Origin of the sequence: Pseudomonas sp. S3E12 (genome assembly GCF_001702295.1) — a bacterium.
Classification (GTDB): Bacteria; Pseudomonadota; Gammaproteobacteria; order Pseudomonadales; family Pseudomonadaceae; genus Aquipseudomonas; species Aquipseudomonas marginalis.
Genome location: NZ_MBDT01000035.1, coordinates 268,237 through 292,690 on the forward strand (window position 1 = coordinate 268,237; position 24,454 = coordinate 292,690).

General features: G+C 63.0%; 19 protein-coding genes. 14 read left to right on the forward strand and 5 right to left on the reverse strand.

The window, feature by feature from the left end; translation table 11 throughout:
• Positions 1 to 64: 64 nt before the first annotated feature.
• Complete coding sequence (locus tag BB029_RS30405; protein ID WP_065942092.1) at positions 65 to 4,072, reverse strand: bifunctional nitrate reductase/sulfite reductase flavoprotein subunit alpha; 4,008 nt, start codon at positions 4,070 to 4,072, stop codon at positions 65 to 67.
• 710 nt (positions 4,073 to 4,782) lie between these two features.
• On the opposite strand from BB029_RS30405, the gene nirB reads away from it, so the two are divergent.
• Together nirB and nirD are read left to right on the forward strand one after the other, a co-directional pair.
• Positions 4,783 to 7,326: a nitrite reductase large subunit NirB gene (nirB, locus tag BB029_RS30410; RefSeq protein ID WP_065942093.1), complete on the forward strand. Its 2,544-nt coding sequence runs from the start codon at positions 4,783 to 4,785 to the stop codon at positions 7,324 to 7,326.
• Entirely contained in the window at positions 7,326 to 7,688 is a 363-nt protein-coding gene (nirD, locus tag BB029_RS30415; protein WP_065942094.1) for a nitrite reductase small subunit NirD, read from the forward strand. The genes nirB and nirD overlap by 1 nt, the downstream gene beginning before the upstream one ends.
• Before the next feature lie 51 nt (positions 7,689 to 7,739).
• Here nirD and BB029_RS30420 read toward each other — a convergent pair whose 3' ends face one another.
• The gene (locus BB029_RS30420; protein ID WP_027608484.1) at positions 7,740 to 7,964 is read right to left on the reverse strand and encodes a hypothetical protein; all 225 of its coding nucleotides are present in this window, start codon (positions 7,962 to 7,964) and stop codon (positions 7,740 to 7,742) included.
• A 2-nt stretch (positions 7,965 to 7,966) separates the two neighbouring features.
• On the reverse strand, positions 7,967 to 9,550 hold the full coding sequence (locus BB029_RS30425; protein ID WP_065942095.1) for an NAD(P)/FAD-dependent oxidoreductase: 1,584 nt from the start codon (positions 9,548 to 9,550) through the stop codon (positions 7,967 to 7,969).
• Positions 9,551 to 9,714: 164 nt separating this feature from the next.
• Between BB029_RS30425 and BB029_RS30430 the strand changes: the two genes are divergently transcribed.
• Positions 9,715 to 10,155 carry a helix-turn-helix domain-containing protein gene (locus tag BB029_RS30430; RefSeq protein WP_027608482.1) on the forward strand — a complete coding sequence of 147 codons (441 nt, stop codon included), beginning with the start codon at positions 9,715 to 9,717 and terminating at the stop codon, positions 10,153 to 10,155.
• Here the strand turns inward: BB029_RS30430 and BB029_RS30435 are convergent.
• Positions 10,143 to 11,069, reverse strand: a complete 927-nt coding sequence (locus tag BB029_RS30435; RefSeq protein WP_065942096.1) for a LysR family transcriptional regulator — start codon at positions 11,067 to 11,069, stop codon at positions 10,143 to 10,145. The genes BB029_RS30430 and BB029_RS30435 overlap by 13 nt on opposite strands.
• Before the next feature lie 297 nt (positions 11,070 to 11,366).
• On the opposite strand from BB029_RS30435, the gene BB029_RS30440 reads away from it, so the two are divergent.
• From BB029_RS30440 to BB029_RS30490, 11 genes are all read left to right on the forward strand, one after another.
• Positions 11,367 to 12,494 carry an FAD-dependent oxidoreductase gene (locus tag BB029_RS30440; protein WP_065942097.1) on the forward strand — a complete coding sequence of 376 codons (1,128 nt, stop codon included), beginning with the start codon at positions 11,367 to 11,369 and terminating at the stop codon, positions 12,492 to 12,494.
• A gap of 15 nt (positions 12,495 to 12,509) precedes the next feature.
• Complete coding sequence (locus tag BB029_RS30445; RefSeq protein WP_065942098.1) at positions 12,510 to 13,526, forward strand: SMP-30/gluconolactonase/LRE family protein; 1,017 nt, start codon at positions 12,510 to 12,512, stop codon at positions 13,524 to 13,526.
• A gap of 29 nt (positions 13,527 to 13,555) precedes the next feature.
• On the forward strand, positions 13,556 to 14,839 hold the full coding sequence (gene hisD / locus BB029_RS30450; RefSeq protein ID WP_027608478.1) for a histidinol dehydrogenase: 1,284 nt from the start codon (positions 13,556 to 13,558) through the stop codon (positions 14,837 to 14,839).
• Positions 14,839 to 15,591, forward strand: a complete 753-nt coding sequence (locus BB029_RS30455) for an SDR family NAD(P)-dependent oxidoreductase (protein WP_065942099.1) — start codon at positions 14,839 to 14,841, stop codon at positions 15,589 to 15,591. Before hisD ends, BB029_RS30455 begins: the two co-directional genes overlap by 1 nt.
• 11 nt (positions 15,592 to 15,602) lie before the next feature.
• Positions 15,603 to 16,034, forward strand: coding sequence for a VOC family protein (locus tag BB029_RS30460; protein WP_065942100.1), 432 nt, complete (start codon positions 15,603 to 15,605; stop codon positions 16,032 to 16,034).
• Positions 16,031 to 17,023 (forward strand): fumarylacetoacetate hydrolase family protein, encoded by a 993-nt coding sequence (locus tag BB029_RS30465; RefSeq protein ID WP_065942101.1) that lies wholly within the window; start codon positions 16,031 to 16,033, stop codon positions 17,021 to 17,023. The genes BB029_RS30460 and BB029_RS30465 overlap by 4 nt, the downstream gene beginning before the upstream one ends.
• Position 17,024: 1 nt before the next feature.
• Positions 17,025 to 17,966: an NAD-dependent epimerase/dehydratase family protein gene (locus BB029_RS30470; protein ID WP_065942102.1), complete on the forward strand. Its 942-nt coding sequence runs from the start codon at positions 17,025 to 17,027 to the stop codon at positions 17,964 to 17,966.
• A gap of 48 nt (positions 17,967 to 18,014) precedes the next feature.
• Complete coding sequence (locus BB029_RS30475; protein WP_027608473.1) at positions 18,015 to 19,253, forward strand: MFS transporter; 1,239 nt, start codon at positions 18,015 to 18,017, stop codon at positions 19,251 to 19,253.
• An 82-nt stretch (positions 19,254 to 19,335) separates the two neighbouring features.
• Positions 19,336 to 20,760, forward strand: coding sequence for a carbohydrate porin (locus BB029_RS30480; RefSeq protein ID WP_065942103.1), 1,425 nt, complete (start codon positions 19,336 to 19,338; stop codon positions 20,758 to 20,760).
• A 165-nt stretch (positions 20,761 to 20,925) separates the two neighbouring features.
• A complete protein-coding gene (locus BB029_RS30485) occupies positions 20,926 to 21,900 on the forward strand; it encodes a VOC family protein (RefSeq protein ID WP_027608471.1) in 975 nt (324 codons plus the stop codon).
• A 25-nt stretch (positions 21,901 to 21,925) separates the two neighbouring features.
• Positions 21,926 to 23,092: a S9 family peptidase gene (locus BB029_RS30490; RefSeq protein ID WP_065942128.1), complete on the forward strand. Its 1,167-nt coding sequence runs from the start codon at positions 21,926 to 21,928 to the stop codon at positions 23,090 to 23,092.
• A gap of 26 nt (positions 23,093 to 23,118) precedes the next feature.
• On the opposite strand, the gene BB029_RS30495 is transcribed toward BB029_RS30490, so the two are convergent.
• A complete protein-coding gene (locus BB029_RS30495; protein ID WP_027608469.1) occupies positions 23,119 to 24,450 on the reverse strand; it encodes an ABC transporter substrate-binding protein in 1,332 nt (443 codons plus the stop codon).
• Positions 24,451 to 24,454: the final 4 nt, after the last annotated feature.

Genomic DNA, 24,454 nt, shown 5'->3' on the forward strand with positions numbered 1-24,454 from the left:
CGGTGCCGGTAAATCTTTAGGGTTTTTTGTACACAATACAAAGTGCTTATTGTTCTGTATCCAATCAGTAGACATCACGCAGGTAACGCTTCTGTTCGCTCAACTGGCGCCAGTACTCCACTGCGCCCTCAACGCCAAGCCCGCCGTGGGTTTGCGCGACCTGGCGCAACGCCTGGTCGACGTCCTTGGCCATATGGCTGGCGTCCCCGCAGATATACAGCCTGGCGCCGTCCTGCAACCAGCGCCACAGCTCGGCCCCCTGTTCGTGGATGCGGTCCTGTACGTAGATCTTTTGCGCCTGGTCGCGGGAGAACGCCAGGCTCAGGTGGGTGAGCAGGCCGTCGCGCTGCATGCCTTGCAGTTCATCCTGGTAATAGAAGTCGCTGGCCGCGTGCTGCTCGCCGAAGAACAGCCAGTTGCGGCCTTGGTGTCCCTGGGCCCGACGTTCCTGCAAAAACGCGCGGAACGGCGCCACACCGGTGCCGGGGCCGATCATGATCATCGGCACGTCGCCGTCGGCCGGTGTGCGGAAGTGCTTGGACGGCTGCACGAACAACGGCACCTCGCTGTCTGCGGCGCGGTCGGCGAGGAAGGTCGAGGACACGCCCTTGCGCTTGCCATAGCGCACGGCGGCCACGGTGAGGTGCACTTCCTGCGGGTAGGCCTTGGCGCTGGAGGCGATTGAATACAACCGTGGTTGCAGGCGCTTGAGGGTGCCGAGCAGTTCGTCCGCCGAGCAATCGATGGGGTACTCGTGCAACACATCCACCAGTTGCCGGCCCCACAGCCAAGCCTGCAGTTCGGTCTTGTGCTCGGGGCTCAGCAGGCGCTTAAGGCCTGGGTTGGCACTGCGCTCGGCGATAAAGGCCAGGGTGTCGCTGCTGGGGCGGGCGATTTCGAAACGCTGGGTCAATGCCTGGTGCAGCGGTACATCGCCGAAGGTGTCGATGTTCACGCAGGCACTGGCATCCAGGCGCGTCAGATCGAGCAGTTCGCTGACCAGCTCTGGGCAGTTGCGTGGCATGACCCCCAGGGCATCACCGGCTTCATAGCTCAGCCCGGAGTCGGTCAGGTCCAGGGCGAACTGGCGGGTTTCCTTGTGGGTGCTCTGCGGGTTCAGGTGCCGGTTGAGCAGCAGCCGTGAGCCATGCAGCTTGGTTTTGCCAGCCGGTGTGGCGGGTGTTACCGGGGCTACGGGCTTTGCCGGGTGGAGGGTCTGTTGGAATCGGGCCAGCCACGCATCGGCGCGCTCTTCGAATTCGGTGTCGCAATCCACGCGCTCCAGCAGGCGGGTCGCGCCCAGCTCCAGCAGGCGCTGGTCAAGGCGTTTGCCGTGCTTGCAGAACTGGTCGTAATTCGGATCGCCCAGTGCCAGCACCGCAAAACGCAGCGACTCCAGGCGCATCTCGGCGGTGCTGAGGCTGTGCCAGAAGCCTTCGCCGTTGTCCGGCGGGTCGCCGTCGCCGAAGGTGCTGCTGATCAGCGCCAGGTTTTGCGTGCTCGCCAGTTTGCTGGCCGGGAAATCCGCCATCGCGCTGAGCTCGACGCTGATACCGGCGTCGCGCAGGCGCTTGGCGAATCGCTCGGCGAGGGCTTCGGCGTTGCCGGTCTGGGAGGCCCATAGCAGGGTGACGGCCGGGGAGGGCGTTGCGGCGATGGCGCTGACGTCTGCGCGGCTGAACAATCCGCCGAGCAAACCGTCCAGCCACAGTCGGGAATCCTTGGTCAGCGGCGCATGGGTTGGCATCACCGGCACACCGGCTGCCTGGCGCCCGGCGTCGGAGCGCAGACCGCTGAGGAAACCTGCCAGGTAAGTACGCTCGCTGTCGCTCAGTGGCGGCGCTGGCACGTTACGGAGGCCGGCAATATCGGCGAAGGCGTCGAGGCGCGACATGGTGAGGTCCTCTGCTAAGGCGGGCAGGTCTTGCGAGACCGGCCCATCGAGAAACTGGTGATCGATCAACTCGACCCGGGCCAGGGCGACGGCACAGAACTTGAACTCGGGTTGCAGGGAAATCGGATCGACCGCGTCGTTGGTCACCGCGTTGATCGCCAGGTTTTCGCCAAATACATCGTTCCAGTGGAAAGGCGCAAAACAGTTGCCCGGCCGCACGCGGTCGGTGACCACCGCAGGCAGTACGGCACGCCCGCGGGAGGAGCGCACCTCCACGCGGTCCTTGTCCTGGATGCCCAGGCTGGCGGCATCTTCGGGGTGCAGTTCGACGAAGGGGCCGGGGTTGAGTTTGTTCAGGGTGGCGACCTTGCCGGTCTTGGTCAGGGTATGCCACTGGTGCTGCAAACGGCCGGTGTTGAGCACGAAAGGGAAGGCTGTGTCGGGCATCTCCGCCGGCGGCATATGCGGACGCGCGAGGAACTGGCCTTTGCCATTTTCGGTGGCGAATCTGAGCGTGCCGGTATTCAGGTAGCGGATCGGGTTGCGCTCCGCACCAGCCTCTGAAGAGCAGGGCCATTGCAGCGGTTGTTCGCGCAGCCGTGCATGGCTGGCGCCACGAATGTCGTAGCCGGTCTTGGGGTTCCAGGCGCGCTTGATTTCGTCGAAGACCTCGGCGGCGCTGGCATAGGTGAAGGCTGCGGCAAAGCCCATCTCGCAAGCGACCCTGGCGATGATCTGCCAGTCGGGCAAGGTCTGGCCCGGTGGTTCGACGGCTTTTTGCATCAGGGTCAGGTTGCGCTCGGAGTTGATCATCACCCCTTCGGCCTCGGCCCATAGCGCGCCGGGCAGCAGGATGTCGGCGTAGCGGTTGGTCTCGGTGTCGAGGAAGGCATCCTGGGTGATCACCAGTTCGGCGGCTTGCAGGCCTTCGATGACCTTGCGGCGATTGGGCGCGCTGGCCACCGGGTTGGTGCAGATGATCCAGCAGGCCTTGATCTTCCCCGCGCTCATCTGCTCGAACAGCGCCACGGTGCCGCCGCCGACCTGGCGCGGCAGGCTGCCTGGGGGGATCTGCCAGAGGTCTTCGATAAATGCGCGGTCGGCTTCCACCAGCACCGAGCGCTGCCCCGGCAGGCCCGGGCCCATGTAGCCCATCTCACGGCCGCCCATGGCGTTGGGTTGGCCGGTGAGGGAAAACGGCCCGCTGCCGGGGCGGCAGATGGCGCCGGTGGCCAGGTGCAGGTTGCACAGGGCGTTGGTGTTCCAGGTGCCGTGGGTGCTTTGGTTGAGGCCCATGGTCCAGCAGCTCATCCACTCGGCAGCGGCGCCTATCCAGTCGGCGGCCTGGCGGATATCCGCTTCGGCCAGGCCGGTGATCTCGGCGACGGTGTGCGGCGGGTAGTCTTCGAGGAAGCCGGGCATGGCCTCCCAGCCCTCGGTGAACTCGGCAATAAAGGCCGGGTCGGTGTGGCCGTTCTTGACCAGCAGGTGCAACAGGCCATTGAGCAGGGCGAGGTCGGTGCCGGGTTTGATCGGCAGGTACAGGCCGGCCTTGTCCGCCGTGGCGCTGCGCCGTGGGTCGACCACGATCAGCTTCGCCCCGGCCTTGACCCGGTCCATCATGCGCAGGAACAGGATCGGGTGACAGTCGGCCATATTGGCGCCGATCACGAAAAACAGATCGGCGCGGTCGAAGTCTTCGTAGGAGCCCGGCGGCCCGTCGGCGCCGAGGGACAGCTTGTAGCCGCTGCCGGCGCTGGCCATGCACAGGCGCGAGTTGGACTCGACGTTGTGGGTGCGCACAAAGCCCTTGGCCAGTTTATTGATCAGGTACTGGGCCTCCAGGGACATTTGTCCGGACACATAAAAGGACAGGGCATCCGGCCCGTGGCTGTCGAGGATGCCGCGCAGGCGCCCGGCGGTTTCGCTGATGGCGGTGTCCATGGCGATGCGCACCGGGTCGTGGTCACGCTTCTCGCGCAGGTAGGCGTTTTCCATCCGCCCGGACTCGGCGATGGCCTGCCCGCAGGTGGTGCCTTTGGTGCACAGGCGGCCGAAGTTGGTGGGGTGGGCCTTGTCACCGATCACCTTGACCACCTTATTGTGCTCGACCTGCATGATGATGCCGCAGCCCACACCACAATAGGGACACACACTGCGTACGCTTTGGTTTGCCATCCGTCACCCTCGAAACTTTTTCTGCCCGCCAACAAAAAAGCGCCCTGCAACCCACCGTTGGAAACGGGGATTGCACAGCGCCTTTGTCGTGAATGGGCAATCAGCGTTGACTGCTCTGTGTGTGTTCCTAGCAAGTCACGCGCCAATTTCTTAAGCATGGGCAAATTGTGGCAAGCCAGCTTGTTGTGGTGAGCGGGGTTACTGTGGTGAGTGGGCTTGCTGTGATGAGCGGGCTTGCAGTGGTGAGCGGGCTTGCCCCGCGCTGGGCTGCGCAGCAGCCCTAAACCCAGACGCCTCAGTCCTTACAGGAAGTAAGCAGTGGCAGTGATAGGGCGGCTTCGCCACCCAGCGCGGGGCAAGCCCGCTCACCACAATAAGCCCGCTTTTCGTGACCCTTTGATTTCTATCCGGGAATGCACTTTTTTGTCGCGGGATGCACCAGTTGGAGGCGCTGAAGTGTGCATTCAGACTCGATAAGTGCCGCCAGAAGGCGTCGCAGTAAGGCTCGCGACCAATTGGCACAGACCCTGCAAGCTCCCCCTCAACCCACCTCGGTCAACGACGATCGACAACAGGGGCATAAAGCGGTAGATCCGGCGCAGTCGCCGATCCGATCCCGCATAAGAACAGGCAAAGGCGCCTGGAACCGCAAGGTTTCAGGCGTTTTTTTTTGCTTTTTAAACCGTGATGAACGTTGTCGGGTGCTTGCTATGAACAAACAGATGAAAACCCTGATCGTCGTCGGCAATGGCATGGTCGGCCACCATTGCGTGGAGCAATTGATCGAACGCGGCGCGCTGGATCACTACCGGTTGCACGTGTTCAGCGAAGAGCCGATGCGTGCCTATGACCGCGTGCATCTTTCCGAGTATTTCACCGGCCGCGATGCCGAGTCCCTGGCGTTGTCGGACGCCGCGTTGTACCAGACGCCGGGTGTCACCCTGCACCTGGGTGTACCGGTGCTGGAGATCGATCGCGAACGCTGTGAAGTGATCACCGCCCAGGGCTGCGTGGGCTACGACAAGCTGGTGCTGGCCACCGGTTCCTATCCGTTCGTGCCGCCGATCGAGGGCGCCGAAGGCGACTCGCGCCTGGTGTATCGCACCCTCGAAGACCTCGACGCCATCCGTGCCGCAGCCGCCAATGCCCGCCGTGGTGTGGTGGTGGGCGGTGGCCTGCTCGGCCTGGAAGCCGCCAACGCCCTGAAAAGCCTGGGCCTGGAAGCCCATGTGGTGGAATTCGCGCCGCGCTTGATGCCGGTGCAACTGGATGATTTTGGCGGCCTGGCCCTCAAGGCCCAGATCGAGCGGCTGGGCGTCGGTGTGCATCTGTCCCGCGCCACCCAGTCGATCAGTGCCGGCGAGCAGTACCGCTACCGCATGAACTTTGCCAATGACGAGTTCCTTGAGACTGACTTGATCGTGTTCTCCGCCGGGATCCGCGCCCAGGATGCACTGGCCCGCCAGGCCGGCCTGGACATTGGCCCGCGCGGCGGCGTAGTGATTAACGACGAGTGCTTGAGCTGCGACCCCAACATCTACGCGATTGGCGAATGCGCTTCCTGGAACGGCAGCCTGTTCGGTCTGGTTGCGCCGGGTTACCAGATGGCCCGTGGCGTCGCCGCGCTGTTATGCGAGCACAGCGCCGAGCCCTTTGTCGGCGCCGACATGTCCACCAAGCTCAAGTTGCTGGGCGTGGACGTGGGCTCCATCGGCGACGCCCACGCCCACACGCCGGGTGCGCGCAGCTACCAGTTCATCGATGAGGCGACTGCCAGCTATCGGCGCCTGGTGGTGGATGCGAGCGGCAAACACGTGATCGGCGCGGTACTGGTCGGCGACAACAGCTACTACGACACCTTGCTGCAATACATGCAGAACAGCATCGCGCTGCCGGCCGAACCGGCCAGCCTGATCCTGCCATCGTCCAGCGGCGCACCGACCCTCGGCCCCGGCGCCTTGCCGGACTCGGCCACGGTGTGCTCGTGCCACAACGTCAACAAGGGCGCGATCTGCTCGGCCATCGACGGCGGGTGCAGCGACCTCGGCCTGCTCAAGTCGCAGACCAAGGCCTGCACCGGTTGCGGTGGGTGTGCCGGGTTGCTCAAGCAGGTGTTTGAGCACGAGCTGATTGCCCGTGGCGTCAGCGTCGACAAGAGCCTGTGCGAACACTTCGCCTACACCCGCCAGGAGTTGTATGCCCTGGTGCGCGTGGAAGGCGTGACCACGTTTGAAGAACTGCTGGCCAAGCATGGCCGTGGCCACATCGGCTGTGACGTGTGCAAACCGGCGGTGGGGTCGATCCTGGCCTCGTGCTGGAACCAGCCGATCATGGACGCGTCCCTGGTGCCGCTGCAGGACACCAACGATACCTTCATGGCCAACATGCAGAAGAACGGCACCTACTCGGTGGTGCCGCGTATTCCCGGCGGCGAGATCACCGCCGACAAGTTGATCGTGATTGGCGAAGTGGCGAAGAAATACGACCTCTACACCAAGATCACCGGCGGCCAGCGCATCGACCTGTTTGGTGCGCAACTGCACGAGCTGCCGGACATCTGGGCCGAGCTGATCGCCGCCGGGTTTGAAACCGGCCACGCCTACGGCAAATCCACGCGCACGGTGAAGTCCTGCGTCGGCAGCACCTGGTGCCGCTACGGTGTGCAGGACAGCGTGAAAATGGCGCTGCTGATCGAGGACCGCTACAAGGGCCTGCGTTCGCCGCACAAGCTCAAGTTCGCGGTGTCCGGCTGCACCCGCGAATGCGCCGAGGCGCAGAGCAAGGACGTGGGCGTGATTGCCACCGAGAAGGGCTGGAACCTGTACATCGCCGGCAACGGCGGCATGCGCCCACGCCACGCCGAACTGTTCGCCACCGACCTGGATGACGCCACGCTGATCCAGTACATCGACCGCTTCCTGATGTTCTACATCCGCACCGCCGACAAGTTGCAACGCACCTCGGTCTGGCGCGAAAGCCTGGAAGGCGGCCTGGATTTCCTCAAGGACGTGATCCTGCACGACAGCCTGGGCCTGGGCGCCGAGCTTGAAGCGCAAATGCAACTGGTGGTCGACCGCTATGAATGCGAGTGGGCCAACGCCCTCAAGGACCCGGAAAAACTCAAGCGCTTCCGCACCTTCGTCAACGATAAACGCCCCGACCCGGACATCCACTTTGTCCAGGAACGCGGCCAGCGTCGGCCGATCATGGCCGCCGAACTCAACCTGATTGCCGTCACCGAGGAGCTTGCCTGATGAGCCAGTCCAACACGCAGCGCAACCTTGCCACCTGGAAAAGCGTGTGCAACGAGACCGACCTGGTGAGTAATTCCGGCGTCGTGGTGTGGCTGGACGGCGCCCAAGTCGCGCTGTTCTACCTGCCCGGCGCCCAGGACCAGACGCTGTACGCGATCGACAACCACGACCCTGAATCCGGCGCGAATGTGATCGGACGCGGGCTGGTCGGCAGCATCAAGGGCGACCTGGTGGTGGCCGCGCCGATCTACAAGCAGCATTACCGTTTGCACGACGGCCAATGCCTGGAGGCACCGCACCAGCGTTTGCGAGTGTGGCCGGTGCGGCTGAGCCGTGGGGTGGTGGAGTTGGGAGTGGACTGATGCAGCGCTGCAGGTGAGTGGCCAAGCCGCTCTCCTGCAGCACCCTGGCGCTTACTTGCCGGCTTTGCGGCTGGCCGGCCTGAACAGCAGGCTCAAGAGGAACACAGCCGTCTTGATGTCAAGCAGGCGTAAGGCTGCACGTGCTTCTTCCGGTCGCACCCTGGCCAGCATGGGCATGGCGCCGAAAATCTTACCCTTGAGTACCAGGTCGTCACCGCTGCGCTCTATGGCGCTCACGGTCATCAGCTCGCTGTTGTCGCTGCCGAATATTTTCATGATCAGTTCCTTGTCACACGGTCGAAATCGATGCCCAGGTCATCGAATATTTTGATTGCGGTGCCCCGGCCGGCACCGAATACGCCGCCGCCCGGGTGCATGAAAGGACCCACCAGGTACAGGTTGTCCAGCCCGGGTACGCTCAAGCGGCCGAGGTCGGGCGTGGGGCGGTGGGCGAAACTCTGGTAGAAGTAGGGGGCGACGCCGTGTACATCGCCCTTGACCATGGAGTTGGGCGAACTGCGTTCCAGGTCCAGCGGCGAGCACACCTTGCGGGCGATGATGTTATCCGGCGTAAGGTTCTTGACGAACTTGCGATACGCCTGGAGGCTCAGATCGCCGAATTCTTCCTTGTACTCGTCCCAGCGCGCGGCACCGCCTTCGGCGAGGTTATAGGGTGCGAACGTCATACCGTGGAACATGCCCTTGCCTGGCGGCACGCGGGTCGGGTCATTGATGCTCTCGTCGCCACCGGCCACCAGCCTGCGCCTGGACACCCGCCCACGGCGCAACTCGTCGAAGTCGTCGAGCATGTCGCTCAGGCGGTCGCAGCTCATCATGGTCAGCATCGTGGCGCGACCGACATCGGCGCCGGCATGAAACTCGGCCTGCCGGTGCAAGTCGTAGTGGCTGACGAACAGGCTGAATGGGGCCAGCGTGGCGCGTTCGGCGCGTGCGGTCACCCCAGGATCAAGCCCGTCGACGAAGCGTTTGATTACATGGGGGTGCAAGGCGCCGACCACCGCGTCTCGGGCTAGAATTCGCTCACCGTCGGCCAGCTCCACACCGTTGGCGCGCCCGTCTTCGACGATCACCTTGCGCACTTCGCTGTTACAACGGATCTCGCCGCCGTGGTGCTCGATGCAGCGCACCAGGGCTTCTGAAAGCTTGCCACTGCCACCCACCGGTTGCGACACGCCGTACGTGTGCATGATGCCGACGAACACATACACACCCATACCTGTACCCAACTCGTCCGGGGCTTGCAGGTTTTCGGCGATCACCCGCAACAGGTGGATCTTGACCTTGTCGTGCTCAAACAGGTTATCGACGATGTCCAGGGTACTGCGCTGCATGGCGTCGAACATCTCGCGGCCTTCCTGGCTCTGGTCAAGCATGGCGACCATGGCCCCCATGGGCGGCGGGGGTGAATAGAAACCGGAGAGGAACATCGGTAGCAGCCCGGCGGCCTTGGTCGCCAGCTTGCGATAGGTCTCTGCGTCGCGAGGCGACACGCTGGCGATGGATTCGCAGGCCTTGTCCAGGTCGCGGTAGGTGATCAGTGCGCTGCCGTCTTCGAAGACGGTCGCATGGGGCACATCGGAGTAGTTGTACTTGAGGCCGAACCGGCTGAACAGACCGAGCTCGTCGCGGGTGATCATGGGGTTGCCCTGGATCATGATATGCACGCTGGAGTGCTCGTCATGCCAGAAGCCTGGAGTGTTAAGCTGGCGCGTTGTCACGCCACCGCCCACATAGTCCTTGCGTTCCAGCACGAGGACTTTTTTGCCGGCCTTGGCCAGATAGGCTGCGGCCACGAGGCCATTGTGCCCGCCGCCGATGGCGACGATATCGTAATGATTCATAGGATCTTCCGCTTCTGTTGTTTTTGTTGTCGGCGTACTGCCCGGGGGCAGGGCGCCGCTGTGCCGGATACTGGGGCAGCGGGCCGGCAGGCGGAAGACGGCACTTTAATGTAGGTCGGTTACCTGAATGTACGTACCCCCCAGGGGCTGGCAGGGAGAGTGGGATGCACAAAGGTGAAGGCTCGATGCATGTGGTCGACAAGATTCAGCGCCAGGCGCTGGATGATCTGAAAGCGCGGGTGCTGCGCGGCGGCAATGATCCCCATGGCCCTGTGCGTGAATCCCTGGCTCGGCTTGGCGATCGCTGGACCCCGTTGCTGTTGCTGGTACTGCACACCGGTACGCTGCGCTTTACCGAACTGCAACGGCAGGTCAACGATATGGCGGAGGGTAGCTTGTCGCAGCGCATTCTCACCCTCAAGCTGCGTGCGCTGGAACGTGACGGGATGCTCGAACGTCGTGTGATCGCTACCATTCCGCCGCAGGTGGAATACAGCCTCAAGCCATTGGGCGTTTCATTGGTTACCCAGTTTGAGGCGCTGCTGGTGTGGCTCGAACAACAGGCCCCGGTCATCGAGGCCGCCCGCCAGGCCTACGATGCCTGATCGGGATCCATCGAGGCGGAGGTCTCGATGATCAGGTTGCGCAACCAGGCCAGCCCGGGGTCGAGCTGCTGGTATTTGTTCCACTGCATGGACATGGTCAGCGGCGGCGCGGTCCAGGGGGCGGACACGATCCGCAGCGGCAAGTATTGCGCCCATCTCTCCGCCAGGCGACGGTGCATGGTGGCGACCCGCAGGGTACCGATCAGAAACGGCGGCACACTGTTGAAGGTGTTGGTGGTCACTTCCACACGGCGTGTGAACCCGAAACTGCGCGCAAACCACTCATCAGCCATCGGGGCGCGATGTTCGCCGCCCCAGCGCACCAGCACGTGCCCCAGCGCCTTATAGTCATCCATGGACAAAGGCCCATTGGCCGCCGGATGGTCCTTGCACATCACGCACACGTATTCGTCGCTGAACAGCGCCACACAGGGGTGTTCCTTGAGGATGTTCTTGTCCGGCAGCACCAGGAAGTCCACGTGCCCACGCTCGATCTCAAGGGCGGCCTCATCCGTGGGCAGGAACTGTTCGATGGAGCATGACGGTGCCAGGGTGTTCAGCCTGCGACTGACCTCGGGCAGCAGCACCATGCCCACATAATCCGACGCCATCAGCGTGAAGTTTCGGCGTGCCAGGTCCGGCTGGAATCGGCTGCGGTTTTCCAAGGTGGAGCGCATCTGGATCAGCAAATCACGAATCGGCTGGGCCAGGGTTTCGGCCATCGGTGTGCGGACCATCCTGCGACCGACCTGTACCAGTAAATCATCTTCGAAATAGTCGCGCAGGCGTGACAACGCCGCACTGGTGGCCGGCTGGCTGAGATGCAGGCGCTCACCGGTACGGGTGATGTTCTGCTCCGCCAGCAGCATGTCCAGCACCACGAGGAGGTTCAAATCCAGACCGTGAAAGCGCATGGCGTTACTCCGTTTTTTATGATTGTGCTTACGGGCATCCAGGCTTGTTATACCTGCCTGGCAAAGGATTTGAAACGCAAATAGCGGTGGCTGTTGGGCTATCCATCTGATGGATGGGACCTATCCGAACAAACAATTTCCGGCATACCTGAGGGGTGAGTAAGGTTGGCCCATGTTCAGCCAGCCCCCTGTGAGGCCGGCCATAACAACAATAAATATGGAGAGCAGTCCTGTGCCCCACCTCACGCTTCCAAGCCTGTGTGCCCACTTCACTCTGCATCCAAGAGGAGTGCGTTGATGAGCGCCATCAAGCATGTGCTGATCGTCGGCGGTGGCATCGGCGGCCTCAGCGCCGCCATCGCCCTGCGCAAGTCCGGCGTAGTGGTCGATATTGTCGAAATCAGCCCCCAGGCCAAGGTGTATCACGTGGGTATCGTGGTCCAGGCCAACTGCATTCGCGCCATGGCGCAACTGGGTATTGCCGACGCGGCCGTGGCCGCCGGTTTCCCTTACAAGGGCCTGCGCATCTGCAACCAGCAGGGGGAGGTAAAAGCCGAACTCAGTGGTGCACGGCTGGCCGGCGAGCAGTATCCCGCGAACCTCGGACTGACCCGTCCCGCGTTGCATCAGGTATTGCTTGATGCGGTGGCCGCCAGTGGCGCCAACCTGCGTCTGGGCCTGACCTTCAGTGATATTTCTCAACATGAACACGGCGTCAGCGTGGGGTTCACCGACGGCAGTCGGGGTGATTATGACCTGGTGGTGGGGGCCGACGGTGTGTACTCCAAAGTGCGTACGACGATATTCGGCGAGCAGTACACGCCGCAATTCACGGGGCAGGGCGTGTGGCGCTACAACCTGCCACGGCCCAAGGACCTGCTCTGGTCGCACATGTTTGAGGGCAAGCCGGGCGGCAAGGCTGGCTACACGCCATTGACCGAAGACAGCCTGTACATCCTGTCGGTGTTCGAAGAACCCGGCAACCCGTTCTTCGACCCGGACACGCTGGCCGCCGAGTTCCGCCGACGCCTTGAAGGCTACGGCGGCCTGGTACCGGAGCTGAGCGCCCAGATCACCGACAACACCCAAGTGGTCTATCGCCCGCTGGAAGCCCTGTTGATGCCGGCCCCCTGGTACCGCGGGCGCGTGTTGTTGATTGGCGATGCCGCGCACGCCACCACGCCGCACATGGGCCAGGGCGCCGCGCAGGCGGTGGAGGATGCCGTGGTGCTGGGTGAACTGTGTGGCGCCGAGCTGAGCCTGGCCGAGGTGCTCGAAGGTTTCATGCTGCGTCGCTACGAGCGTTGCAAATTCATCAACCAAGGGTCCGTGCAGATCGGCGAGTGGGAGCAGCGGCCGACACCGGATGCCAACTTCGCCGGTTTGATGAAACAAATGATCGATGTAGTCGCCCAGCCTATATGACCCAAGGACATGCTCATGCAACGTAATCCGCTCAAAGGCTGGCAGGTCGACCGCGACGCTATCGGTTTCATCGGCCACGACCTGCAACGCCCCGAATGCATCATCGCCCAGCCCGACGGCAGCCTGTGGTCCGCCGACGCACGTGGCGGGGTGATGCATATTACTGCCAATGGCGAGCAGACCTTGTTGGCGCCCACGCAGGTGGAGGCGCAGGCGGCGTCCTTCGAATCGCGCTATGTGCAGTCCCAGGGCGCGTCGCTGCCCAATGGCCTGGCGCTGACGGAGCAGGGCGACTTCATCATCTGCAACTGGGGCCTGGACCGTATCGAGAAGCTCGACCGCCAGGGCCATGTCCAGGTGCTGTTTGACCAGCTCGACGGCAAGCCCCTGGGCAAGACCAACTTCCCTCTACGGGATCGCAAGGGGCGTATCTGGTTCACGGTGACGACCACGATGCAACCGTGGACCGACTCGATCAATTCCGGCGTGCTGGATGGCTACATCGGCGTGATCGACGCCCAGGGCATTCGCATCGTCGCCGAAGGGTTTGGCGGCACCAACGAAATCCGCTTCGACGACAACGAAGAATGGTTGTACGTGGTGGAAAGCAATGTGCGGCGAATCTCCCGCCTGCGCCAGCAGGCCGACGGCTCGCTAGGGGAGCGTGAAGTGTTTGGCCCGGCGGAGCTGGAGGGCTTTCCCGACGGTTTTGCCTTCGACAGCTTCGGCAACCTGTGGGTGACCTTGGTGATGAGCGACAAGCTGATTGCCCTGACCCCCGATGGCGAAGTACTCAACCTGCTTGATGACGGTAACCCGGTCGCCACAGCGTTGCTGAACCAGCACTACCGCGCCAAAACCCTCACCCCGCAGATCATGCAGGCTGCCCACGGCACACTGGCACCATGGATGGCCAGCCTGACGTTTGGCGGGCCCGATTTGAAAACCGTGTACCTGGGCAGTCTGCAGGGCACACGCATTCCGTTTTTCCGGGCGCCACTGGCGGGCCAACCGCTGATCCACTGGCGCTGAATACCGAATAACAAGACAGGAACCGGCTCATGATTCGTTATCTGAAAAAAGGCAAACCGGCGGAGCACAAGGCGGCGCTCAACGCCCAGGTGCGCGACACGGTCGAACAGATTATCCATGCGATCGATCAGCGCGGCGAAGCGGCTGTGCGGGAGTACTCGCAACAGTTCGACGGCTGGAACCCGCCGAGCCTGCGGCTGAGCCAGGAGCAGATCCAGGCGTGCATAGACAGCCTGTCGCCCCAGGCCATTGAGGACATCACCTTCGCCCAGGCCCAGATCCGTCGTTTCGCCCAAATCCAGTTGCTGTCGATGCGCGACGTGGAGGTCGAAACCCTGCCGGGCGTGGTGCTCGGGCACAAGCACATCCCGGTGAGTTCGGTAGGCTGTTACATCCCTGGCGGCAAGTACCCGCTGCTGGCCTCGGCGCACATGAGCGTGCTTACCGCCAAAGTGGCCGGTGTGAAACGCGTGATCGCCTGTGCACCGCCATTCGATGGCCAGCCGTCGCCGGAGATCATCGCCGCGATGGCCATGGCGGGGGCTGATGAAATCTATGTGATGGGTGGCGTGCAAGGTGTCGCTGCCATGGCCCTGGGCACCGAGCACATCGAGAAGGTCGACATGATCGTCGGTCCGGGCAATGCCTACGTGGCCGAAGCCAAGCGTCAACTGTACGGTCGCGTCGGTATTGACCTGTTCGCCGGGCCTACGGAAACCATGGTCATCTGCGATGACACGGTGGATGCCGAACTGGTGGCGGTCGACCTGCTGGGCCAGGCCGAACATGGGCCGACTTCACCGGCGTTTTGCGTGACCACCAGCCGCCGTATTGCCGAAGAATTGCCGGCGGCCATCGAGCAGGTGCTCGCGCGCCTGGACACTGCTCCGGTGGCCAGTGTGGCCTGGCGCGACTATGGCGAGATCATCTTGTGTGACAGCGACGAAGAGATGCTCGCCGAATCCGAGCGCATCTGCTCTGAACACGTGCAGGTGATGACCCGCGACCCGGACTGGTTCCTGGCGCGCATGACTCACTATGGCGGCCTGTTCCTGGGGCATCGCACCAATGTGTCCTACGGCGACAAGGTGATCGGCACCAATCACACGCTGCCGACCATGGGCGCCGGGCGTTACACCGGCGGGCTCTGGGTGGGCAAGTTCATCAAGACTCATACCTACCAGCGGGTGCTCACAGACGAAGCCAGCGTGGCCATCGGTGAAGTCTGCTCGCGGTTGTGTGCACTGGAGCATTTCTCCGGCCACAAGGAGCAGGCGGATATCCGTGTGCGTCGGCTGAAGAAGGCCTCCTGATGGGCCGCCTGGAAGGCAAGGTCGCCGTCGTTACCGGAGCCACCGGCGGGTTGGGGGCGGTGATCTGCCATGCCCTGGCCCGCGCGGGTGCCAGCGTAGTGGTGGGGTACAACCGCTCCAGCGATGCCGCTCATACCCTGGTGACTGACCTGCCGACTGTTGCCGGTGGCCACCTCGCCGTGGCGGCACCTGTCACCGACAGCGCCATGCTCGAGCGACTGGCCACTCAGGTACAGAGGCACTTTGGGCGTTGCGACATTCTGGTCAATTGCGCCGGCACGACGCGGTTTGTCGCGCATGCCGACCTTGAGGGGCTGGATGACGGGCTGATCGACAATATCCTGGCCATCAACGTGCGCGGTCCGATCGCCTGTATCCGGGCCTTGGCACCGCTGCTCAAGGCCGGCGGCGATGGGCTGGTGGTGAACATCAGCTCGATTGCCGCGCGTACGGCCATGGGCAGCAATATTGCCTACTGCGCGAGCAAGGCGGCGGTGGACAACCTGACCCAGTCCCTGGCCCGTGCCCTGGCGCCTCAGGTAAGGGTGGTGTCGGTGGCGCCGGGGTTGGCCGATACGGAGTTCGTCCAGGGCCTGGCCCAGGGCTGGCGTGACGAGCAAGCCGCACGTACCCCGTTGGGTCGCCTGGCCTTGCCCGAAGAGGTCGCCCAGGCGGTGTTGGCCCTGGCCTGCCATCTGACATTTACCACCGGCGCGGTCATCCCAGTGGATGGCGGTCGGGCACTGAGCTGAGGAAGGCTGCCATGTTTGCGATCAAACCCCACCACGGCGGGATCAGCGTCCCCGACCTGGAGGCGTCCATCGGCTGGTACCGGCTGATGCTCGGTTTCGAGCTGGAAAGCCGCGCCTACATTGACCGGATCCCGGCGCATATCGCCTTTATCCGCTGCGGCGACTACCGCATCGAGCTGTTCCAGCTGGACCAAGCGCACCCGTTACCGAGCGAGCGTCGCGAGCCGCACCTGGACCTCAAGACCCACGGCCACAAGCACTTGTGCTTTGCCGTGCAGGATGCCGCGACTGCCTTCCACGCGTTGCGCGGCAAAGGTGCCGACATCGTTTTCGAAACGGTCATCGAAGGCACCCCCATGGGCTTTGTGCGCGACAACAGCGGCAATCTGCTGGAACTCATTGAATGCCCGGCCCTGTGGTCCGGGCCAGGAGCACACCGATGAAACTTGCAACCCTGAAGGATCACACCCGCGATGGGCGCTTGGTGGTTGTCAGTCGCGACCTGGGCCGCGCGGTGCTGGCCAGTGGAATCGCCGGCACCCTGCAGGCTGCGCTGGAAGAATGGACCCGCTGCGAACCGGCATTGCAGCAGTTGTCCGCAGCACTTAACGCAGGCCGGGCACCCCAGGCGTTCGCTTTTGACCCGCGCGCGGCCATGGCACCGCTGCCCCGTGCCTACCAATGGGCCGATGCCTCGTCGTTCCTCAACCACGGCAGCCTGATGGAGCGTGCGTACAATCTGGACATCAAGAAAGATCCCGGCGTGCCTATCATCTACCAGGGCGCCGGGGACGATTTCTTCGGTGCCTGCGACGATTACCCGGTGCCCGGCGAGGACCACCAGATCGATTTCGAGGGCGAGGTAGCAGTGGTGCTTGATGATGTGCCCATGGGCATTCAGCCAACGGCAGCGGCGGGGCATATCAAGTTGCTGATGCTGCTCAACGACGTGAGCCTGCGCGCGCATCTGTTCAAGGAGGTGAGTATCGGTTTCGGTCCACTGCGGGCCAAACCCAGTACGGTGTTTGCGCCGGTGGCGGTCACCCCGGATGAACTGGGCGAAGCCTGGCACGACGGCCGCGTCAAGCTGCCGCTGCATGTGCAGTGCAACGGCCAGCGTTTCGGCGAACCCAACGGCGATGAAATGGACTTCAGCTTCCCGGAACTGGTAATGCACCTGGCTCGTACCCGCAACTTGCGCGCCGGTACGGTGCTGGGCTCGGGCACCTTCTCCAACCGTGACTACACCGCCAAAGGCTCGGCCTGCCTGGCCGAGCGACGTGCAATAGAAGTGATCGAGCAGGGTGAGGCGAACACGCCTTTCCTGAAATTCGGCGACCGTTTGCGCTTTGAAATCTTTGGCCTGGACGGGCAAAGCCTGTTCGGCGCCATCGATCACCGGTTTGTTCCAGCCCCCGTGCAGGAGCACTGACATGCATGTATTGATCACCGGCGCCAATGGTTTTGTGGGCGCCACCCTGGTACGTCGCTTACTGGCCGATCCCTATGCACTGCCGGGCTGGACACGTTTGACCCTGCTGGACCTGGCGTTTCCTCAGATACCGCCGGACCCCCGCGTGCGCTGCCTTGCCGGCAGTATCGCCGACCTGCGGTTGCTGGCCGATGCCCTGGAAACGCCGGTCGATATCGCCTTCCATTTGGCGAGCATCCCCGGTGGGGCCGCCGAGCGCGACTACAGCCTGGGCCGTCGAGTCAACCTGGACGCCACGCTGGCGTTGCTGGAAGGGCTCAAGGATCAACCCAGCCCGGCGCGTGTAGTGTTCGCCAGCACCATCGCAGTGTATGGCTCGCCCTTGCCGACCGCGGTAGACGACCACACGCGCCTGCACCCGCAATTGAGTTACGCCACCCAGAAATTGATGGGTGAGTTGCTGATCGATGATTTCAGCCGCCGTGGCTGGATCGATGGCATCAGCCTGCGCTTACCGGGCATTGTGGCCCGACCGCCGCAACCTTCCGGGTTGTTGTCGGCGTTCATGAGCGAGGTGTTCTGGGCGCTGGCGGCGGGCACGCGTTTCGAGTGCCCGGTATCGCCGCAGGCGCAGGCCTGGTGGATGTCGGCGGCACGCTGTGTCGATAACCTGCTGCACGCCGCTACGCTGGCGCCCGAGCGACTGGTGGCGCGGCGAGTGTTCGCGCTGCCGGTGTTGCACCTGAGTATGGCGCAGTTGGTCGACGGGCTGTGCAGGCGTTTCGGCGAAGACCGCCGTGCACAGGTGGAGTACCAGCCTGATGAACACCTGGAGGCGAATTTCGGCCGCTACCCGCCCTTGCATGCCGAGGCATCCGAAGCCCTGGGCTTGCGCCATGACGGAGGCATCGAACAACTGATCGAGCGAACCCTGCAGTTGTAATACCCCAGCGTGCGTTTCACCCTTTAATAATAACAATCCGGAGAGACCATGAACGCTCCTACCCGCGTCACCCAGTCAAAGGCGACCCTCGCGACGTACCTGTTGTTGTTGATCAACTGTCTGTCACCGATGGCGGCCATCGTGGTAGCGCCGAGCCTGCCACAGATGCAGGCGCATTTTTCCGACGTGCCTAACGTCGAGTTCCTGATCCCGGTGGCACTGACTATTCCCGGCTTGCTGGTGGCGTTGCTCAGCCCGCTGGTGGGCGTGTTGGCCGATCGGTATGGGCGCAAGCAATTGCTGGTGGCGTCGATTGTCGGCTACGGCGTGTTCGGCCTGATGCCGATGTTCCTCGACTCGCTCTACGCAATCATCGTCAGTCGTATCGCCCTGGGCTGCGTGGAGGCGGTGGTGGTGACCATCAGCACCATGCTGATCGGCGACTACTACAGCGGTGCGCAACGCCAGAAGTACCTGGCGCTGCAAACCACCTTTGCGTCGTCGTCGGCGATCCTGTTCTTCATGGTAGGCGGCGCCTTGGGTGAACTTGGCTGGCGCATGCCCTATGTGGTCTACGCGGTGCCCCTGGCACTGGCGCTATTGAGCAAGGTCATGCTGTGGGAACCGCGCGCCGCCAGCATGGCGTCGGACGAAGAGCAGGCGCGCAACAACGTGAGCTTTCGGCCGTTGCTGATGCTGGGGATTTGTGTGGTGACCTTCATCGGCGCGGTCATGTTCATGATCCTGCAGATCCAGATGGCCTATCTGCTCGGGGACATCGGCGAACCGTCGCCGCAGACCGCCGGCCTCGTCGCGTCGGCGTGCAGCGTGATGATCGTGCTGGGTACTCTTAGCGTGCACCTGCTGACTCGCCTGGGCCTGCGCACCCCCCATTGCCTGGCCCTGGCCTTTGGCCTGATCGCTACCAGCTTTCTGTTGATTCCGGCGATGCACACCTGGCAGGCAATCATGGTTGTTGCACTGATCAACGGCCTGGGCTGCGGCCTGATGTTGCCCACCCTGGCCATCTGGAACATGCGTGAACTGCCGTGGCAGCGCCGCGGGTTGGGCACTGGCATGTGGTACGGCAGCTACTGCCTGGGCATGTTTTTCAGCCCGATCCTGGTCGTGGCCGTTGGCAAGGTCAGCGGAAGCCTGGCCACCACCATTGGCTGGGCCGGCTGGCTCTGCCTGCCGGTGGTACTGCTGGCACTCGGCGCCAGCCTGGTGAAGTGCCGGGCGGCACGCAACCTGCGCCTGACCGGCGTCAATCTCGAAGACGCCTGACCCTGGAATGACCGAACACTCCGGTGCCCTGGTACCGGAGCAGGCCCCCCTTATCTCATAAAAACAACAAAAGAGACTGAACATGACGATTCGAATGGCGGTTGGTTGTGCATTGATCATCGTGACGGCAGGCCCCGCCCTGGCTGCCGCCGCGCCGAGCGACGAGTACCCGAATGAAAAAGTCGGTCCGCGCGTATTGAATGTGGAGCCCAATGTGCCACCCAAAAGTGGCAAGCTTCTTGAAGCGCAGGGCAAGTGGCTCAACGACCATGGTGTGAGCCCGCACCTGTCGATGACTGAGATTTACCTGCGCAACCCCAGCGCCGGCCTGTACACCGGTAACCACGAGTCACTGACCATCTTTGCCATCGGCGCCGACTTCAACCTCGACAAGCTCATTGGCCTGCCCGGTGGGACGATCCACTTCGAGCAGCTGTACGTGCCCTGGACCAGCAACCTGGACTACGGTGGGCAGGTGGGTGATGTGATTGCCGGTAAACCGGGCCCTTACATTCCGAATGTCAGCCACCTGAGCCTGTTCACCTACGAGCAGAAATTGCTCGACGACAAGCTGTCCATCGAAGCGGGCAAGAGCAACGCCGGCAACTACTTTGCGCTGCCGCTGTGCAACGTGCCGCTGGGATGCGTGAACGCGATCCTGCAGGACACGGCCGGTATCAACCCGCCGCCCTACGCCAACTGGGGTGCGCGCGTCGGCTACGATTTCAGCCCCGCCGTGCGCGCGCAGGTCGGTGCGTGGCGCAGCAACAATGCCTATCCTTTCACCAACGGCTGGGAGCGCGACGTCGGCGAAAGTGGCGGTACCTTGAGTACGGTGTACCTGGCGAACCTGGCCTATCGCACCGACTATCGCATGCAAGCCTACCCGCAAACGTTCGAGGTGCTGGGCTTTCACAATAACGGGCAACAGACCGACCCCTATTTCACGGTCAACGGCACTTCGAAAGTCACTGACACAACTGCCGCTGCCGATACCCGCAAGGGCGTGACAGGTTTCTACCTGGGCGCCAAGAAAACCGTCTGGCGCCAGGACGGCGGCGCCACCCAAGACCTCAACCCAACAGCGGTAGCAGCCTATGCCAGCTTGACCCACACACTTGATGAAGGCACCACCAATGGCGTCGGCACCCAAGGCAACGCAGGGCTGATTCTTTCCGCACCCTTTCGCAGCCGACCGTTCGACAGCTATTCGGTGAACGTCAACTGGGCACAACTGACCAGTCGCGAGCAACGCTTCCTTGAAGAGGCTCACGCGGCATCGGGCGGTGGCAGTTACCGCCCCGGGCGCAACGAGTATGCGGTCGCGCTGGACGCCAACTTCATCCTCACCGACAGCATCGTTCTCAGCCCCTTCGTGCTGCGTACGTGGGGAGCCAGCAGTTGGTTGAACCCCTACACCGGCGTCAACCCGCGCGATGGTTATGCCGCCGGGCTGCTGTTGCATGTGCAATTCGACGAGATGCTGGGTTTGAACAGCCGTCACTGATTCGTCGCACTCCATGGCGGGCGTCTGAAGCCATCCACGCCATGGATAGAACCCATGTCGACAAACGATTAGTCGGCATGGGCCGGGCTTCTTACTCTGGCCTTAGACCCCTGTTTGATGAGGACACAACCATGCAGCGCAATTTCACTTTCCAGGAGACCTGAGATGGCGATCATCGGCATCGACACCCTGTTGTATGGCGTCGAGGACCTGGCCCTGGCCTCGCGCTTCTTTGATGATTTCGGCCTGGTGCGCCTCAGTGCCAACGATCAGGAAAGCCTGTATCGACTGGAGGAAGGCTCGACCATTATCGTGCGCGAAATGCATCACCCCTCTATTCCGGCGTCGCGCTACGAAGGCTTCGGTGTGAAGGAGACCATCTGGGGCGTGGACAACGCTGAAAACCTGGCGCGGCTGGTCGCCGACTTGTCCAGCGACCGTGAGGTTCTCCTGGGCGATGATGATGCCTGGCACTTTCTCAGCGATTGCGGCCAGGCCTTGGGGCTTCGCGTGTTCAACCGCAGGAAAGTTACTTACGCCCCCGACCCGGTCAACGCTGCCGGCAACGTCAACCGTCTCAACCAGCACCGCAAATGGCGCACGCGGGCTCGACCTAAAACCATCAACCACGTGGTGTTTGCCGTGGATGACTATTGGCAGAGCTTTGCGTTCTTTCGCGACCGTCTGAACTTTCGCCTGTCCGACCATCAGAAAGGCGTGGGTACCTACCTGCGCGCCGACGGTGCCAATGAGCACCACAACACCTTCCTGCTCAATAACAAGGCACCGGGGGCGGGCGGGGTGCCGCGTTTTCATCACACCTGCTTCGGGGTCGAGGACTTCGACGAGGTGATGGTCGGCTCCAATTACATGACCCGACGCGGTTGGCAGCATGGCTTTCTCGGTACCGGCCGCCACCGCATCGCTTCGGCAATCTTCTGCTACTTCAACTCACCCACCGGTGGTGAGGCCGAGTACGGCGCCGACACCGATTACCTCGACGACAGTTGGGTACCGCGCGAATGGGAGTTTCGCTTCGGCACGGCCCAGTGGATGGGCAACCCGCCTGCGTTCATGCAGGACGACATTCCCTGGGACGTGACCTTTTACCAGGGCGAATTCCCGGCTATGCGCCGCTGATTTTCACAAGGATTGACCCATGAGCATGTTCCAGTATTTCGAAACCAATTATGTGTGGAGCCTGGCAGTTGCGGCAGCCATCGAGATGGGCGGCAAGATCGGCGAGATCGACACCATGTGCCGGCCGCTGCTGGAGGTAGCCCGCCAGGGTGACGATGCGGGCACCCGGGCGTTTATGGCCGCCTGGGAGGCTGGAGGCGACAACCTGGTGGCCTTGGCGCAGGAAGACAAGGCGGCCGGCAGGTGGCTCAGCGCCGGTGACAAGTTGAACCGCGCGGCGGTGTATTTCATCACTGCCGAGCGTATGCAGGCTCACGGTCATGCGCCTCGCAAAGCGTTGTACGCCAAGTTTCTGCGCACCTTCGCCGAAGGCGTCGAACTGTCTGGCGAAAATACCCGGCGGTTTGAAATTCCCTACGACGGTGCCCATCTCGCCGGGCTGTTCACCCCGGCTGAGGGCGTAACTGACGCGGCGCCGTGTCTGGTGGTGATCAATGGCCTGGACAGCACCAAGGAGATGGTCCATCGCGCCGGGCTGTTCCCGCAATTGCTTGCCAAACGCGGCATCTCCAGCCTGTTCATCGACCAGCCCGGCACCGGCGAAGCCCTGCGCCTGCATGGCATGACCGCAGTCGTCAACACCGAACTGTGGGCCAGCCCGCTGATGGACTACCTGCAAACCCGCCGCGAAATCGACCCGCTGCGTATCGGCTTGCTGGGGGTGTCCCTGGGTGGGTATTACTGCCCGCGCGCTGTAGCGTTCGAACCGCGCTTCGCCCTGGGCGCAGTGTGGGGGGCGAACCATAACTGGGGCGAAATGCAGAAGCGCCGCCTGGCCCGCGAAGGTGAACGACCGGTGCCGCACTACTGGGAGCACGTGTGCTGGGTGTGGGGTGCGAGCAGCATGGAGGCGTTCATGACGCTCGCCGAGCAGGTGCACCTCAACGGGGTAATGGAGCGTATCAAGGTGCCGTTCCTGGTGAGTCATGGCGAGGCCGACCGACAGATTCCGCTGGCGTACGCGCATCAGTCCTATGACCAACTCACCAACAGCCCGGATCGCGAATTGAAGGTGTTCACCCCGCGTGAAGGCGGTATCCACCACAGCAGCCTGGACAACACCTCGAACGCCGGCGCCTGGATTGCCGATTGGGTTGCTGAGCGCCTGGGCGGTACTACCCACTCCGGGTGAGCGCTCAACAACGGTCTATTTCGGGCTTACTGCTCTTTGCTGCAATCCCGCGGCGTGATGCCTTTCTCCTTGGCGTACTGCGCCGCCGAGGCTTCGATGATCGGCCGCAGCAAGGCGCGGTCGGCCTGTACCCAGTCGCTGATCAGGTTCCAGCGTTGGCCATCCCATTGCTGGAAGCGCACGGCGCCGCCGCCTTCGTGGTCGGCGCAGGAGAGTTTCAGCGGTTGCACCAGGCCCTTGGCGCCCAGGGCCTGCAGGCGTGCGTCGTCGAGGTTCAGGTGTTCGAAGCCCCAGCGTACCTGCTCGCCGGTCAATGGTTTTTGCCCGTATTTTTCCTGGGCCAGGCGCAGGGCTTCGACGTTGAGGATGCCGTTGACCACGCCCAGGTTGTAATACACGGTGCCGAAACGCTTGGGGTCGGCCAGGTTGCCCTTACCGGCGTCTACCACGCTTTGCTTGATCCCTTGCAGCACCGGGAAGTCGGTGCCCGACGGGTGGGTGGTGATCGAGATAAAGCCTTTGGCGGCGGCACCGGCCGGTACCACGTCTTCTTCGGAGTTGCTCCAGATATTGCCGATGATGTGATCGGCCGGGTAGCCGACTTTCTGCGCGGACTTGAGCGCCACCGGGTTCATCACACCCCAGCCGCGCAGGATCACCCAGTCGGGCTTGAGGCGCCGGATGTTCAGCCACTGCGATTGCTGCTCGTTGCCGGGGTGCGGCACTTCCAGCAGGGTCAGTTCGAAGCCGGCGTTTTTCGCCAGGGTTTCGAGCACGCCATTGGTTTCCTTGCCGTAGGGCGAGCCGTGGTAGAGCACGGCGATTTTCTTGCCCTTGAGCTTGTCGGCGCCGCCTTCGCGTTGGCCGATGTAGTTGATGATCGCCGAGACTTCCGAATACGGGTTGAGCTGCAGCGGGAACACGTAGGGGAACACGCTGCCGTCGGTAGAGTCGGTGCGGCCATGGTTGATGGTGATCAGCGGCAGTTTGTCGGCGGTGGAGCGGTCCAGGGTGGCATAGGCGATGCCGACTGACAGCGGGTTGGTGGCGGCGGCCGGTGCACCGTTAAGCCCACCCTTGAGGCGCTCATAGCATTCGACGCCTTTTTCCACCACGTACTCGGTCTCGCATTCGCTCCAGGTCAGCTTGACGCCGTTCACCCCGCCCTTGGCATTGATGTATTGCAGGTAGTCGATAAAGCCCCCGAAGAAACCGGTGCCACCGGCGGCGTACGGACCGACCCGGTAGCTCTGCAACGGGAAATATTGTTCGTTGGCAGCCTGGGCGCCGGCCGTGAGCCCGGCGGTGATCAGGGCCAGGCCCAAGGCCAGGCGGCGCAGCGATAAGCGGTGTGTCATGGAG